Below are 15,834 nucleotides of genomic sequence, written 5' to 3'. Positions count from 1 at the left end.
CGCGTGAGCATGCTGCCCAGCCCGCTCCCACATCCGCTCGACTACTGCCCCTGGGAACTGCCCGGCTGGATCTACGAGGCGCTCGACTGGGTGGTCGGCGTGGAATGGCCCGAGGGCAACGAGCGCGCCGTCTGGGATCTGGCCGACCAGTGGTACGGCGTGGCCGGCGTCCTGACCGGCCCGCGCGAGGAAGCGGTCACCGCCGCCGGCGAGGTGAAGAGCGGCTACGGCGGTGTCGGCCTGGTGGCCCACGCGTTCGACACGGCCTGGGACAAGGTGGCCGGGGGCGAGGACGCCCCGCTGCACGTCCTGGTCGCGGCCACCGACGAGTTGGGACGGCTGGTCGACTCCTGCGGCTGCGACATCGAGGGCGCGAAGCTGGAGGCCTGGATCGAGCTGGGCATCCTGGTCGTCGAACTGCTGTCCCTCGTGGTGGTCACCGCGCTGACCCTGGGCACGGCGTCACCGGCGGCCGGCGCCGCGATCGCCGCCACCCGGATCACGGTGCAGCAGATCTTCAAGCGGCTGGTGGCGCAGCTGGCCCGCAAGGCGGTCCGGGAGGGCCTGAAGGAAGCGGGCGAGCGCGCCGCCAAGCAGGCGGTCAAGAGCGGCGCCCGTGGGCTGGCCCGCAAGGCGGTGCTCGGTGGCCTGGTGGAGGCAGGGCAGGAGGCCGGCACCAGCCTGGCCACCCAGGCCTACCAGAACTCAACCGGTCGGCGGGACGGCCTCGACCTCACCGACGTGGGCGCGTCGGGGCTCGGCGGTTTCGCCGGCGGTGCGGCCGCGCCCCTCGCCGGTCTCGGTCGGCACGCGAGCGGGCGGTTCGCCCGGGTCGGGGAGCACTTCGGGCGTGAGATGGCCGGCGAGAGCCTCGCGGAGACCGCGGCGGGGCTTGCCACCGGCCAGGGGCCGTCGCTGGAGGACCTGGCCCGCGCCGCGGCGTCCGGGGTGAGCGGCTCCGCCACCGGGCAGGCCGACACGGCGCTGCACCACCGGCTCGACGGGAAGCTCGGCGGCCTCACCGCTCTCCCCGTCGGCCTGGACGTGCCGCCCGGGACCGATTCGGCCGCCCTCGTCCCGGCGCAGCGCTCACCCGAAGCGCCCCTGTCCGTGCCGAGTAGTGAACCGGCGGTCGGTAATGCTCGGACAGATATCGCCGAGACCGTGGCGCCGGCGGTCGACGCTCCGGCCATGACCCATCACCCGTCCCCGGTGGGCCCGGCGCGACCGCTGCCTGAGGTGACCACCGCCTCAGCGTCACCCTCGGAGAACTTCGGGTCCGCAGCGCCGATGATCGGCCCGGGGCATGGTGCGGTCACCGCCACTCCGACCCTGTCCTCGGTGACCGTCGACACGTCGAGCGCTAGCGCCTCCCTCGCCGGTCCGGCCGATGTCCGAAGCGGTCCGGCGCCGGCCTCGCCCGACACGATCACCTCGCACCCAGTCACTCCGGTGCACGCGGCAGCGGCGTCGGCGACGTTGTCCCCACCGCTCAGCGATCAGCCCTACTCCGCGGTGTCGCCTTCTCCGGACCGGCTCGTCTCGGGAGGCGGTGAGGGACATGTCAGCGCATCCGCGGCCCCGACGGTCCATCCGCACACCAACCCCAGTCCGGGAGCGCCGGCCGTCGGTCCGGATCCCCGACCGGCCCCGAATCCTCGCTTTCCGCTGTTGGAGACGTTGGCGCCGCCGCGCCACTCGACCGACTCGCCGGCCCCCTTCCACGGTCCGCCTGACCTGGGACCCGCACATCGCCGCGAGACGCCGCAGCAGCGGGCCGTTCGCCTGGCTGCCGACCGCGAGGCCCTGGACCGGCGTCGTTACCAGGGCTACCTCCTGTCCCAGCGGACGCTGCAGGAGGAGAATCGACGGCAGTCGCAGGTAAGGGAGCTGCGCGATCTCGCGGAGCAGCACTACGAGGCGGCGCGTTGGCTCCTGACCAGGGGCCACGAACTGCGCCAGGCCGGGCAGCACCACCTTGCCGACCAGCACGTGCGGGAAGGACGGCTGCGGGAACGGCTGCACTATCGGGCGGTCGATGAGGCGGATGCGGTACGCGCCGGCAAACGCCTGCCGGAGCGGGTGATGGTCGAGGACGACCTCGACTTCTACCGGATCAACGACGACGTCGCCGACCTGGCGCCCGGCGCGGTGGAGACGGCCGACGAGTCCGCGCTGAGCGGTCACCGCCATCCACCACCTGTCGACCGGTCACGGCCCTACGGCCGGCGGGGCGGCCTCCGGCCGCCGCTCGCACTGCACCAGACCGACCTGGAACGCCAGATGCCCCGCAACCCGGACGGCACCGTGGCCCGCACCGCCGACCCTCGACGTGGCGGGTGGTTCCGGGTGGCGAACGACGGCGGTCCGGCCGCCGACGCCACCCGGGGCATCAACTGCCTCGACTGCACGCTGTCGCTCTTCGAGACGTGGGTGCACGGCCGACCACGGGTTGCCGCCCCGCGTACCTTCGACGGCTACCTGGCGGGTGACGTCCACCGGCCGGTCGGCGGTGAGGTGGACGGGCCGCTACGGGTCGAGGAGACGACCGGCGGCCGGTTCCAGGATCTGTGCGGGCCCGACCTGTCCGGCGCGGATCGGCGGACGGCGGTCGAGCGCGGATACCGGGACCTGCACGCGCAACTGGCGTCGGGCGGCCACGGCAGCTACGCCTTCCTCATCACCAGCTTCGAGGGTGGTGGTTCGCACGCCTGGGTGGCGTTGAACCAGAACGGTACGGTCCTCTACCTCGATCCGCAGAGCGGGGCGGTGGCTGACCAGCCGCTCTACCGTCACAGCGGCGTCCCGTTCGCCGGCAACGTGGTCGACGTGGACGCCCTGGTCCTCGGCCCGGACGGCCGCCCGATGCCGCTCTCCGGCCGGCCGCCCGGCAACTACAACGTCCTGCCCGAGCCACGGCACCGTCCGCAGCCGCCCAGACTCCCGGACCCGCCGCCGCAGTTCGTCGGAACCGCGCCGGACTTCAACCGCGTCCACCTGCTCGGTGAGTCGACCACGTTCCACCGCCCGTCGGCTGCCACGCTCCCCGGCAGCGCGCCACCGGCCGAGCCGAAGCCGGATCAGGTACGCGGTGCCCACCGCGAGGCGCATGCGACCCGGATCGCCACCGGGCTCTACGTGCGCGACGCGCTGGCGGCGAGCAGCAGCCTGGACGCCGCCTTCGCCGCCGGGGTCACGCCTGTCGAGTTGGCGCAGCACGCCGACGGGCCGACGCTGCGACGGCTGGTGCCGGGGCTGGACGAGACAGCGGCCGGTGAGCTGAAGCGGTTGTTCGCCGAGCCTCGCGTCCAGCGGATGCTCGACCAGAGCTGGGAGGCGCCGCCCCGGCGCGAGGAGTTGCTGGCCGAGACACTGGTGCGGCAGCTCGCGGAGCGACCCGACCTGGTCCGGATGATCCTGGCAACACCGGAACTCGCCAACTCCCTGACGGCGAGACCGGTGACCCTGCATCATCTGGCGAGCCACCAGCAGGCCATCGACGTGCTGCAGGACGTGCTTGACGAGATCGCCGAGCGGGGAGCTGACGCACTCGCGGCGGCTCCGACACGGGATCTCGAACCGACACCGTTGACCGACGCTCAGGTTGAGCTCAGCAAATCCTTCGCCGTCAACGGCCCAGACGCCATGCAGCCGGGCTTCGACCTCGATCGCCTCAATGACGCGCGGTATCGGAAGCACTATCTCGACGAGTTGTACGAGTCGGCCGCTGCCGCGCAGTTCGACGTCGACGCTCTAGGCCGTCGCCTGGCAGCGGCCTCCGGCGGTGGCGCCGAATACCATCCGCGCACCAAACCCAAGGATCGTGGAAGGGCCGAGGACAAGATCGAGGGCTATGGTGGCGACGCGTCACAACTGACCGACCTGGCAGGCGGCTATGTTTCCTACCGCAAGCTGGACGACCTCTATGGCGCACTGGCATCTCTCAAGGGCGATGCGCGACTCGATCTCGTGGAGTTCGATGACCGCTTCCGGTCCCCACAGAGCGGTGGATATCGGGACGTGCAGATGTTCGTGCGCGCTTCCAACGGCCACATCGCCGAGTTCCGCCTGCAGTTGGCCGCTCTGGACGAGGTGGCGAGCTGGGAACATTCCCTCTTCGAAGTTCGGCGTGACCTCGGTGCCGTTGCCAAGGAGGAGGGACGTAGCGTGACCGCGATGGAGTCGGCCATACGTAGGGGCATCATCGACCGGCAGCGCGCATTCTTCTGGACCGCTCTGCAGACGGCGTTGCCCGGAGGACGTGAATGACGGACAGAACCGAGGGGGTGGAACTCCCCGCCTACTACGACCATTACAAGACGCCGGTGAAGTTGGTCTCCACACCTGATGGGGGGATCACCGCATGGCGGCTGGACAGGGCGACGGGCGCTTGGCGGTCAGCCGATGACCTGATCGATGACGTCCTTTCGGCGATCGGCGGCGAGATCTCGGTCCGGACGCCCGCCGAATTCGTCCAGCGCACCGAGGCGGCGCGCGGTCGTTACCTGAAGGGTGACGGGCCGGTGTTCGCTCTCTACGAGACCGTGCGGGCGATCGAGGAGCAGGCCGCCGCCGAGCGGCGCGCGTACACGCCGGAGGAGGCGGCGCTCGTCCGGGGCATCCGGCGGCGGACCTTCGTGATGTTCGAGGAGCAGCTCCAGCGGGCCGGTGACCCCGGTGCCGACCCCACCATCGCGAGCGCCGCGACGGGCGGGGACCCCGAGCGGTCGTGACGGTGCCGTACCGGCCGCCGGCCGACGTGGCGGAGGCGAGACGCGTACAGGAGGAGTTGCGGGCCCGGGTCGAGCTGGTCGGGCCGGGTCCGAGCGTGCCCGCGACGGTGGCCGGGCTGGACGTCGCGTACGCGCAGAGCGGCGACCGGCTCGTGGCGGCAGTCACGGTGCTCGACGCCGTCAGCCTCGACGTGGTGGACGAGGCGGTGCACGTCGGTCGGCCGGCGTTCCCGTACGTGCCCGGGCTGTTCGCGTTCCGGGAGATGCCGGCGCTGCTGGCGGCGCTGGACCGGTTGACCGTCCGGCCCGAGCTGCTGGTCTGCGACGGGCACGGGGTGGCGCATCCGCGCCGGTTCGGGCTGGCCTGCCACCTGGGTGTGGTGACCGGGGTGCCGGCGCTCGGGGTGGGCAAGACCCCGCTGGTCGGGTCGTGGACGGGGCCGGGCCTCCGGCGTGGCGACCGGTCCGCCCTGCGCGACGGCGACGAGGTGGTCGGGCAGGTGCTGCGGACCCGGGACGGGGTCCGTCCGGTCTTCGTCAGCGTCGGTCACCGGATCGGGTTGGACGAGGCGGTGGAGCGGGTACTGGCCCTGACGCCGCGTTATCGGCTGCCGGAGACCACCCGGACGGCCGACCAGCTCTGCCGGCAGGCGCTCGCAGCCCGCGGCGAGCTGGGCTGACGGCGTTCGCGTGTCGCGGCACACATGTCGCGCGTTCGATGAGCAGGGGTACCGGTGCTCGGGTAGTAACCTCACCCGGCGGATTGCGTCCGGGACGGAAACGGTGAGGTGGAGATGTCGGTGAGGCGGCACGCGGCGCGCTGGGCCACTGTCGGCGCGTTGCTGGGTGGCCTGGTGGCCGCCCCGGCGTCCCCGGCGATGGCCGAGGGCGACCGGGTCGGGCTGCGCTCGGCGGGCAGCTTCACCGCCGGCGGGTCGGCGGGCGCGGTGGCGATCGAGGTACGCAAGCGCACCGAGGGGTGTGTGCAGCTGCGCGCCGTGCTCGGGCTCAGGCTGGACGGCCTGCGCGCGGACCAGGTCCGGGTGCAGGTGGCGACCGGCGGCCGTTGGGCGGCGGTGCCGGTGGCCGGTGGCGGCGGTGGTGGCGTGGTCACCGCCGGGCAGGTGGCGCCGCTCGACCGACCGCTCTGCAAGGGTAAGGGCGCTGTCGTCCGCTACCGGGTGACGTTCCTGGCCGGCGCCGTCGGCGGGCGGCTGGAGCTGGCCGGTGAGGCGAGCGCCGCGAACGGCCAGGTGCTCGGCCGGGCCGGCCGGTCGGCCCGGCTGGTGGGCGCCGAGCGGACGCCGAGCCCGACCCCGACGCCCTCCCGCAAGCCGTCGCCGACCCCCACGCCCAGCGCGGCCGCGTCCACGGCGGCCGGCACGTCGCCGGTGGTCGCCGCTGTCGACCCGGCCGCCGGTGCCGCCGCCGACGACTCGTCCTCCGGAGGTTCCCTCATCATGTGGTTCGGCATCGCGCTGGTGCTCGTCGGCGCCGCTCTCATCGTCCTGCTGTTGGTGCGCCGCAACCGCGCGGACCGGGCGGACGGCGGCCCGGCCGCCGACCAGCCGCCGGTCCCGCTGCCGCGCAGCAGCACGACCTACCGGTCCCAGACGCCCGGAGCGACCCCGACGGTGTACGGCGGCTCGACGCCGCCCCGCCCGACCGGCAACGTGTACGGGGCGCCTCCGGCCACGCCGCCGTCTCCGCCGGCCCCGGCCGAGGATGCCACCAGCGTGTTGCCCCGCATGCCGGACTGAGCCGGAACGCGGAGGGTCACCGGGCTACGGTGACCCTGAGTGGCGGCGGCGTGACCCGGCCACCGGGCCGATCGGCGGGTGTCGAACGGGATCCGGTGCCGGGAGCGGTTCGCCGTTAAGATCGCGTGCGCCGGACGGCACCGCCGACCGGTGAGACCGCATACGTGGAAGGAGCCGCGCCGTGGCCCTGGACCCGCAGTTGCTCGAGATCCTCGCCTGCCCGGACACGCACCACGCCCCGCTCGACTACGACCCGCAGGCGCAGACGCTGACCTGCACGGAGTGCGGTCGGGTCTTCGAGGTGCGCGACGACGTCCCGGTGCTGCTTCTGGACGAGGCGCGCGGTGGGCCCGGCTCCGACGACGCGCGGGGCGGGTCGTCGCGGTGATGGACGGTACGGCCGGGGTCAGCGGGCACCGGCACGCGGACGAGGCCCTGCTGGACGATCCGGCGCTGCTGGCCGAGCACGACCCGGGCGGCATGCTCCGGTTCACCGCCTCGGCCGGCGCCCAGGTGCGCGAGTCGGCGGCGCTGGCCGCCGAGGCGAACCTGTCCGTGCTCGGCGACGACGGGCGTCCCCGGGCGGTGGTCATCGCCGGCATCGGCACCGCCGGGCGTACCGGTGACGTGCTGGCCACGGTCGCCGGGCCGCGCTGCCCGGTGCCGGTCATCCCGCATCGCAGCGCCGGCGTGCCGGGCTGGGTGGGCGCGGCGGACGTCGTGATCGCGGTGAGTGCCTCCGGCCGCAGCCCCGAGGCGTTGGGCGCGGCCGAGGCGGCGCACCGGCGCGGGGCCCGGCTGGTCGCGGTCGGCGCTCCGGACTCGCAACTCCAGTCGGTGGCCGAGCGGGCCCGGGCGCCGTTCATCCCGGTGCCCCGCCGGGCACCGGCCCGGGCGAGCCTGTGGGCGCTCACCGTGCCGGTCCTGCTGGCCGCCCGTACGCTCGGCCTCGTGAAGGTGAACGAGGCGGACCTGGCCGAGACCGCGGCCCGGTTGGACGCCGACGCCGACCGGTGCCGGCCGACCGCCGACTCCTTCGTCAATCCGGCGAAGTCCCTCGCGTTGGGCCTGTCGGGCTCGATCCCGATCGTCTGGGGCTCGTCCCCGTTGGCCACCGTGGCCGCCCGCCGGTTCGGTGACACGTTGTCGGCGAACTCCCGCTACCCGGTGGTCAGCGGTGCGCTGGGCGAGGCCGGTCGGGGCCGGGTGGGCCTGCTCGACGGCGTCTTCGGTGGCCTGGCGGAGGGTCAGCGGGACATCTTCGCCGACCCCGGCGACGGCGGCGACGAGGGCGTCCGGCTGCGGCTGGTGCTGTTGCGCGACGGCGGGCTCAACGCCGACGACGACACCGACGAGCCGCTGGCGGTGGAGGAGCGCCGCGCGGACGCGGTGCAGACGCTCGCCGACCGGCGTGGGGTGCGCTGTGACGTGGTGACCGCCGAGGGCGGCTCCGCGCTGGAGCGTCTCGCCTCGCTGGTGGCGGTCCCCGACTTCGCCTCGATCTATCTCGCCCTGGCACACGGGCTGGACCCGATGGCGGTTCCGGCCATCACGGAAATGAAGGAGCTGGCAAACCAGTGAGCACGTGCGGCATCGAGCGAGGCGGGGAATGAGCGCAAACGGGGGCACCAAGGCGATCGTCGCCGCCCTGGCGGCGAACCTCGGCATCGCCGTCACCAAGTTCATCGCGTTCCTGCTGACCGGCTCGTCGTCGATGCTGGCGGAGTCGATCCACTCGGTGGCCGACTCCGGCAACCAGGGTCTGCTGCTGATCGGCGGCCGGCGGGCCAAGCGGGAGGCCACGCCGCAGCACCCGTTCGGGTACGGCCGGGAGCGCTACATCTACGCGTTCATCGTATCGATCGTGCTGTTCAGCCTCGGTGGCCTGTTCGCGCTCTACGAGGCCTACCACAAGGCGTCCGACCCGCACGCGATCACGGAGTGGCAGTGGGTGCCGGTGGTGGTGCTGCTGGCCGCGATCGTGATGGAGGGCTTCTCGTTCCGCACCGCGATCAAGGAGTCCAACCTGATCCGGGGCAAGCAGACCTGGATCCGGTTCATCCGCCGGGCCAAGGCCCCGGAGCTGCCGGTGGTGCTGCTGGAGGACTTCGGGGCGCTGGTGGGTCTGGTCTTCGCGCTCTTCGGTGTCGGCATGACGCTGGCCACCGGCAACGGCATGTGGGACGCCGCCGGCACCGCCATGATCGGCGTGCTGCTGGTGGTCATCGCGATCACGCTGGCGATCGAGACGAAGAGCCTGCTGCTCGGCGAGGGCGCCGAGCGGAGCGAGTTGGCCAAGATCGAGCAGGCCGTCACCGGCGGCCCGGAGGTCGAGCGGATCATCCACATGAAGACGCTCTACCTCGGCCCGGAGGAGCTGCTGGTGGCCGCGAAGATCGCGGTGCCGGCCTGCGAGAGCGCCGAGGAGCTGGCCCGGGGCATCAACGCCGTCGAGGCGCGGATCCGCCGCGAGGTGCCGATCGCCCGGGTGATCTATCTGGAGCCGGACATCTGGAGCGCGGCGGCCCAGCGGGCGGGCACCGGGCAGGCCGCCGACACCGCGGTGCCGGACGCGGCGGTCGACGGCGCGACCGCGCCGGAGGCCGCGACGGTCGACGAGGTGGCCGGACGACCCGGGAGCTGACCGATGGAGTTGTTGCAGGGCCGGATCCGGGACTATGCCTGGGGTTCGCGGACCGCGATCGCCGAGTTGCAGGGCCGGCCGGTGCCGAGCGAAGGGCCGGAGGCCGAGCTGTGGCTGGGGGCCCATCCGGGCGCCCCGGCCACTGTCGACCGGGACGGCCGGCCGGTGAGCCTCACCGAGCTGCTGGTGGCCGAGCCGGGGCACTGGTTGGGTGAGCGGCTGGTCGGCCGGTTCGGCACCCGGCTGCCGTTCCTGCTGAAGGTGCTGGCCGCGGACGCGCCGCTGAGCCTGCAGGCGCATCCGGACGCCGAGCAGGCCCGGGTCGGGCACGCGGCCGACGACGGGCGGGTCAACTACGTCGACCCGTACCACAAGCCGGAGCTGCTGGTGGCGCTGAGCGAGTTCGACGCGCTCTGCGGCTTCCGCGACCCGGCCGAGTCGGCGGCGGTGATCGGCGGGTTCGGCGTACCCGCGTTGGAGCCGGTGGTGGCCGCGTTGCGCACCGGGCCGGCGGGCCTGCGGGAGGCCGTACGCGCGTTGTTGAGCTGGCCGGAGGCGGAGCGCGCGGGGCTGGTGGCGGCCGTGCTGGCGGCGGCGACCGCCGGGCCGGCGTCGCCGGACGCCGCGTTGGTGCGCACGCTCGCGGCCGGCTATCCGGCCGACCCGGGTGTGGTGGTGGCGTTGCTGCTGCACCACGTCCGGCTGGCGCCGGGGGACGGGATCTGGATGCCGGCCGGCAACCTGCACGCCTATCTGCGCGGCACCGGCGTCGAGATCATGGCGGCCAGCGACAACGTGTTGCGCGGCGGGTTGACCCCGAAGCGCGTCGACGTGGACGAGCTGCTGCGGGTGTTGCGGTTCGAGGTGCTGGCCGATCCGGTCCTGCGGTCGGAGCGGGTGGCGCCCGGGGTGTCGACGTGGCCGGTGCCGGTGGAGGACTTCGCGTTGCACCGGGTGACGGTGAGCGCCGGTTCGCCCGGTGTGCGGCTGACGCTGCCCGGCCCGCGGGTGGTGCTCTGCCGGGCCGGCAAGCTGTCCGTGGACGACGGCGTCGGCGTGGTGACGTTGGGCGCGGGCCAGTCCGCGGTCGGCACGGCGGCCGGCGGCGCGTTGGCGCTCGCCGGGGACGGCGAGGCGTTCGTGGCCACGTGCGGCCTGCGCTGAACCGCCGAATTTCCGAAAACAGCCCACGCCTCGGTCGCTGCCGGTAACTTCATGGGTACGCAGCGTTGTCGCGACGAAGGTCCGGGGACGCGCGGGGAACCAAACCGGGGGGATGCACGGGGCGGCCGGGCCGTGGGCGGAAAGTCCGTTCACGACCGTCCGCCCCGTGCGCTGTCCATCACCCGTCCACCAACCAACACCGGGTGAGCCGGTTCACGCGCGTAAGGTGGAAGGCTGCGCAGCACTTCCTTCGACAGGAGCTTCCATGACCAGCACCCTCCCGGCGGCCACCAGCGGCCCGTCGTCCGGCGCCCGGCCGAGCACCCTCGCCGAGGGCGACTACAAGGTGGCGGATCTGTCGCTCGCCGAGTTCGGCCGCAAGGAGATCCGGCTCGCGGAGCACGAGATGCCCGGCCTGATGGCGATCCGGCGCGAGTTCGCCGACGCCCAGCCGCTCGCCGGCGCCCGCATCACCGGCTCGCTGCACATGACCGTCCAGACCGCCGTCCTGATCGAGACCCTGGTCGCGCTCGGCGCGCAGGTCCGCTGGGCGTCCTGCAACATCTTCTCCACCCAGGACCACGCCGCCGCGGCGATCGTGGTCGGCCCGGAGGGCACCCCCGAGGCCCCGGCCGGCGTTCCGGTCTACGCCTGGAAGGGCGAGTCGCTGCCGGAATACTGGTGGTGCACCGAGCAGGTGCTCGCCTGGCCGGACGGGCAGGGCCCGAACATGATCCTCGACGACGGTGGTGACGCCACCCTGCTCGTCCACAAGGGCGCCGAGTTCGAGAAGGCCGGGGTCGTGCCGCCGGTCGAGTCCGCCGACTCCGAGGAATACGCGGTGATCCTCGAGCTGCTGCACCGCACCCTCGGTGAGGACGGCCAGCGGTGGACCCGGATCGCCGCCGGCATCAAGGGCGTCACCGAGGAGACCACCACCGGCGTGCACCGGCTCTACGAGATGCACCGCGCCGGTACCCTGCTCTTCCCGGCCATCAACGTCAACGACTCGGTGACCAAGAGCAAGTTCGACAACAAGTACGGCTGCCGCCACTCGCTCATCGACGGCATCAACCGGGCCACCGACGTGCTGATCGGCGGCAAGATGGCCGTCGTCATGGGCTACGGCGACGTGGGCAAGGGCTGCGCCGAGTCGCTGCGCGGGCAGGGCGCCCGGGTCGTGGTGACCGAGGTCGACCCGATCTGCGCGCTCCAGGCGGCGATGGACGGCTACCAGGTCGCCACGCTCGACGACGTGGTGGAGCAGGCCGACATCTTCATCACCGCGACCGGCTGCTTCGACGTGATCACCAACGAGCACATGGCCCGGATGAAGCACCAGGCGATCGTCGGCAACATCGGCCACTTCGACAACGAGATCGACATGGCCGGCCTGGCGAAGCGCAGCGACGTCACCCGGGAGAACATCAAGCCGCAGGTCGACGTGTGGCGGTTCGACGACGGCCACGCCATCATCGTGCTCTCCGAGGGCCGCCTGCTGAACCTGGGCAACGCCACCGGCCACCCGAGCTTCGTGATGTCGAACTCGTTCGCCAACCAGACCATCGCGCAGATCGAGCTGTTCACCAAGACCGACGAGTACCCGATCGGCGTCTACGTGCTGCCCAAGCACCTGGACGAGAAGGTCGCCCGCCTGCACCTGGACGCGCTCGGCGCCAAGCTGACCACGCTGACCAAGGAGCAGGCCTCCTACCTGGGCGTCTCCCCGGAGGGCCCGTTCAAGTCCGAGCACTACCGCTACTGAGTCCCACGCCCGGAGGGGACCGGGGTCGGCCGTCGCGCGGCCGTCCCGGTCCCCTTCGTCGTACGCGGGGTCGAGAGGGGTCCTCCGGCCCTGGCGGGTGCGGCCGTCCCGGACGAGGCTGAGTCGACCGTCCGGCGGTCGGGCTTCGGTCGACCAGGGTGACGTTGCCGTGAACGACTTGACGGCCGGCCCCGATCAGGAGCAAGGTATGGCTGCCCTAAGTTAACTGAGGCATGCCTGACCTACTACGGAGTAACGGATGTTCGCCACGTACCTGATCGGCCTGCGGGAGGGCCTGGAAGCGACCCTGGTGGTCAGCATCCTGGTCGCCTTCCTGGTGAAGTCGCAGCGGCGTGACCGGCTGCCCCAGGTCTGGGCCGGCGTCGGCCTGGCCGTGGCGCTCTCCGTCGTCTTCGGCTCGCTGATCCAGTACACCTCGACCTCGCTGCTGCGCACCTCCGAGTCGCGCGAGTTCTTCGAGGCGGTCACGTCGGTCGCCGCCGTCGTCTTCGTGACCTGGATGATCTTCTGGATGCGTCGGGCGGCCCGGTCGATCGCCGGCGAGCTGCGCGGCAAGCTCACCGAGGCGCTCGCCGTCGGATCGCTGGCGGTCGCCGGGATGGCCTTCCTCGCGGTGGTCCGGGAGGGCCTGGAGACCGCGCTGATCTTCTACGCCGCCGCCGAGAGCGTGGCCGGCGGCACCGGAGCGGGCTCGCTGCTCGCCCTGATCGGCGGCATCGTCACCGCCGTGGTCATCGGCTTCGGGCTCTACCGCAGCGCCCTGAAGATCAACCTGAGCCGCTTCTTCACCTGGACCGGCGCGCTGCTGATCCTGGTCGCCGCCGGCATCCTCAAGTACGGCGTGCACGACTTCCAGGAGGCCGGCGTGCTGCCCGGCCTGAACAACCAGGCCTTCGACATCTCCGCCACGCTCGACCCGAACGCCTGGTACGGCGCGCTGCTCGCCGGCATGTTCAACATCACCGCCGCGCCGACCGTGCTGGAGCTGATCGCCTGGGTCGCCTACGCGGTGCCGGTGCTCGTGCTCTTCCTGCGTAAGCCCGCCGCGGCCCCGGCCAAGCCCGCCGCGAGCGCCCCGGCCCCGAGCCCCGCCGCGACCACGACCACGACCGTCACGAGCCCGGCCGAGGCGACGGTGGCCCCGGTCGAGCCGGCCCGGCCGGCCGCGACGCCCACCGAGGCCGAGCCCGCCGCCCCGGTCGACGAGACCGCCCCGGCCGAGCGGCCGCAGCCGGCCGCCGCCGCCCCGTCCCCGCGCGCCTGACCCGCCCGTCTCCGAGGAGAACCCGCACCGATGCGTACCACTCGATTCGTCGCGCCCGCCGCTGCCGGGTTGCTCGCCGTCGCCGGACTGGCCGGTTGCGGGGGCGGTGACGACGCCGACGCCACGGCGGGCGGCCCGATCGCCGTCAAGGCCACCGATACCGCCTGCGAGGTGGGCAGCACCGCGATCGACGCCGGTCAGGTGACCTTCAAGGTGACCAACAGCGGCTCCAAGGTCAACGAGTTCTACGTCTACGCCGCGGGTGACCGGGTGATGGGCGAGGTCGAGAACATCGCTCCGGGGCTGAGCCGCGAACTGCGGGTCGAGCTGCCCGCCGGGACGTACGAGACCGCCTGCAAGCCGGGGATGAGCGGCCGGGGCATCCGGGGCGCGCTGAAGGTCAGCGGCACCGCCGCGAGCGTCGCGCCGGACGCCGCGCTCACCGAGGCCACCGCCAGCTACCAGCGCTACGTACGCAGCCAGACCGCCGCGCTGCTGACGAAGACCGAGGAGTTCGTGGCCGCGGTCAAGGCCGGCGACGTGGCGAAGGCCAAGGCGCTCTACCCGGTGGCGCGCACCTACTGGGAGCGGATCGAGCCGGTCGCGGAGAGCTTCGGCGACCTCGACCCGAAGATCGACGGCCGCGAGGAGGTGGTCGAGGAGGGCATGGAGTTCACCGGCTTCCACCGGATCGAGAAGGACCTCTGGACCACCGGCGACATCAGCAAGGACGGCCCGATCGCCGACCAGCTCCTGGTCGACGTCAAGGCGATCGTGGCCAAGGCCGACGCCGAGAAGCTCACCCCGCTCCAGCTCGCCAACGGCGCCAAGGCGCTGCTCGACGAGGTCGCCAGCGGCAAGATCACCGGCGAGGAGGAGCGGTACTCGCACACCGACCTCTGGGACTTCAACGCCAACCTGGAAGGCTCGAAGGCCGCCGTCGCCGCGCTGCGCCCGGCCCTGGAGCAGCGCGCACCCGACCTGGTCAAGCAGCTCGACGCCGAGTTCACCGACGTGGAGGCCGTGCTCGGCAAGCACCGGGCCGGCGACGGCTGGAAGCTGCACACCCAGCTCAGCAAGGCCGAGCTGAAGGAACTGTCGGACCGGATCAACGCGCTGGCCGAGCCGGTCAGCAAGATCGCGGCGGCCGTCGCGCGATGACCACTCCGGCCGGCGGTGACGCGACGAGCGAGCCGAAGAACCAGCGGACCGGCCGCCGGGTCTCCCGGCGGCGGGCGATGACCCTGGCCGGCGTCGGTGCGGCCGGGGTGGCCGGGGTGGCGGCCGGCGCGGGCGCGCTGCTCGCCGGTGGCGACCAGGCGTCGGCCACCGGAACGGCCGCCGGGGCGGTGCCGTTCCTCGGCGAGCACCAGGCCGGCATCACCACCGCCGCCCAGGACCGGCTGCACTTCGTCGCGTTCGACGTGGTCACGAAGGACCGGGACCGGCTGGTCGCGATGCTGCAGGAGTGGACCGCCGCCGCGGCCCGGATGACCGCCGGCAAGGACGCCGGGCTGATCGGCGCGGTCGGCGGCATGCCGGAGGCGCCGCCGGACGACACCGGTGAGGCGCTCGGGCTGCCCCCGTCGCAGCTGACCGTCACCGTGGGCTTCGGCCCGTCGCTGTTCCGCGACGCCCAGGGCCGGGACCGCTTCGGCATCGCCGACCGCCGGCCCGCCGCGCTGGCCGACCTGCCGCACTTCGCCGGCGACGCGCTCAAGCCGGAGCTGTCCGGTGGTGACATCTGCGTCCAGGCCTGCGCCAACGACCCGCAGGTGGCGGTGCACGCCATCCGCAACCTGGCCCGGATCGGCATGGGCGTGGTCAGCGTCCGCTGGTCGCAGCTCGGCTTCGGGCGTACCTCGTCGACGTCGCGCGACCAGGCCACGCCGCGCAACCTGTTCGGCTTCAAGGACGGCACCGCCAACCTCAAGGCCGAGGACGCCGGCCTGCTCCGGGAGCAGCTGTGGGTGCAGCCGGGCGACGGCCCGGACTGGATGGCCGGCGGTTCCTACCTGGTCACCCGCAAGATCCGGATGCTGATCGAGACCTGGGACCGCAGCCCGCTGGCCGAGCAGGAGATGATCACCGGCCGGACCAAGGGCAGCGGCGCCCCGCTGGGTCGTCGCGACGAGTTCGACGAGCCGGACTTCGCCGCGAAGGGCGACGACGGTCAACCGGTCATCGCGGAGAACGCGCACGTGCGGCTCGCCCACCCGGACCAGAACGGCGGCGCCCGACTGCTGCGTCGCGGCTACAACTTCGTGGACGGCTCGGACGGGCTGGGCCGGCTCGACGCCGGACTGTTCTTCATCGCCTACCAGCGGGACCCGCGCAAGCAGTTCGTGCCGATCCAGACCCGGCTGGCCCGCAACGACGCGATGAACGAATATCTGCGGCACGTCTCCAGCGGCCTGTTCGCCTGCCCGCCCGGCGTGCGCGACGCGGCCGACTGGTGGGGGCGGGCGCTGTTCTCCTGAGCC

At 72.9% G+C, this 15,834-nt stretch carries 12 protein-coding genes; all 12 read left to right on the top strand.

What is annotated here, in order from left to right; all coding sequences use genetic code 11:
* Positions 1-9 precede the first annotated feature (9 nt).
* The 12 genes from O7598_RS24785 to efeB all read left to right on the top strand — a co-directional run bounded on the left by O7598_RS24785 (position 10) and on the right by efeB (position 15,831).
* On the top strand, positions 10-4,269 hold the full coding sequence (locus O7598_RS24785) for a toxin glutamine deamidase domain-containing protein (protein ID WP_269694968.1): 4,260 nt from the start codon (positions 10-12) through the stop codon (positions 4,267-4,269).
* 17 nt (positions 4,270-4,286) lie between these two features.
* Entirely contained in the window at positions 4,287-4,733 is a 447-nt protein-coding gene (locus tag O7598_RS24780) for a hypothetical protein (RefSeq protein WP_269693671.1), read from the top strand.
* Positions 4,730-5,413, top strand: a complete 684-nt coding sequence (nfi, locus tag O7598_RS24775) for a deoxyribonuclease V (protein ID WP_269693670.1) — start codon at positions 4,730-4,732, stop codon at positions 5,411-5,413. Before O7598_RS24780 ends, nfi begins: the two co-directional genes overlap by 4 nt.
* Before the next feature lie 114 nt (positions 5,414-5,527).
* Positions 5,528-6,493, top strand: coding sequence for a hypothetical protein (locus O7598_RS24770; protein WP_269693669.1), 966 nt, complete (start codon positions 5,528-5,530; stop codon positions 6,491-6,493).
* Positions 6,494-6,674: 181 nt separating this feature from the next.
* Positions 6,675-6,881 carry a Trm112 family protein gene (locus O7598_RS24765; protein WP_091060370.1) on the top strand — a complete coding sequence of 69 codons (207 nt, stop codon included), beginning with the start codon at positions 6,675-6,677 and terminating at the stop codon, positions 6,879-6,881.
* Positions 6,878-8,074, top strand: coding sequence for an SIS domain-containing protein (locus tag O7598_RS24760; protein WP_269693668.1), 1,197 nt, complete (start codon positions 6,878-6,880; stop codon positions 8,072-8,074). Before O7598_RS24765 ends, O7598_RS24760 begins: the two co-directional genes overlap by 4 nt.
* Positions 8,075-8,102: 28 nt before the next feature.
* A complete protein-coding gene (locus O7598_RS24755; RefSeq protein ID WP_269693667.1) occupies positions 8,103-9,137 on the top strand; it encodes a cation diffusion facilitator family transporter in 1,035 nt (344 codons plus the stop codon).
* A 3-nt stretch (positions 9,138-9,140) separates the two neighbouring features.
* Positions 9,141-10,301: a mannose-6-phosphate isomerase, class I gene (gene manA / locus O7598_RS24750; RefSeq protein ID WP_269693666.1), complete on the top strand. Its 1,161-nt coding sequence runs from the start codon at positions 9,141-9,143 to the stop codon at positions 10,299-10,301.
* Between the two features lie 265 nt (positions 10,302-10,566).
* Complete coding sequence (gene ahcY / locus O7598_RS24745; RefSeq protein ID WP_269693665.1) at positions 10,567-12,066, top strand: adenosylhomocysteinase; 1,500 nt, start codon at positions 10,567-10,569, stop codon at positions 12,064-12,066.
* Between the two features lie 259 nt (positions 12,067-12,325).
* Complete coding sequence (efeU, locus tag O7598_RS24740; protein ID WP_332367390.1) at positions 12,326-13,351, top strand: iron uptake transporter permease EfeU; 1,026 nt, start codon at positions 12,326-12,328, stop codon at positions 13,349-13,351.
* Positions 13,352-13,381: 30 nt separating this feature from the next.
* Positions 13,382-14,512: an iron uptake system protein EfeO gene (gene efeO / locus O7598_RS24735; RefSeq protein WP_269693664.1), complete on the top strand. Its 1,131-nt coding sequence runs from the start codon at positions 13,382-13,384 to the stop codon at positions 14,510-14,512.
* The gene (efeB, locus tag O7598_RS24730) at positions 14,509-15,831 is read left to right on the top strand and encodes an iron uptake transporter deferrochelatase/peroxidase subunit (RefSeq protein ID WP_269693663.1); all 1,323 of its coding nucleotides are present in this window, start codon (positions 14,509-14,511) and stop codon (positions 15,829-15,831) included. Before efeO ends, efeB begins: the two co-directional genes overlap by 4 nt.
* The last annotated feature ends 3 nt before the right edge of the window (positions 15,832-15,834 follow it).

It is taken from the genome of Micromonospora sp. WMMC241 (assembly GCF_027460165.1).
Lineage (GTDB): Bacteria > Actinomycetota > Actinomycetes > Mycobacteriales > Micromonosporaceae > Micromonospora > Micromonospora humi.
This window is presented reverse-complemented; position numbering and strand designations above follow the sequence as displayed.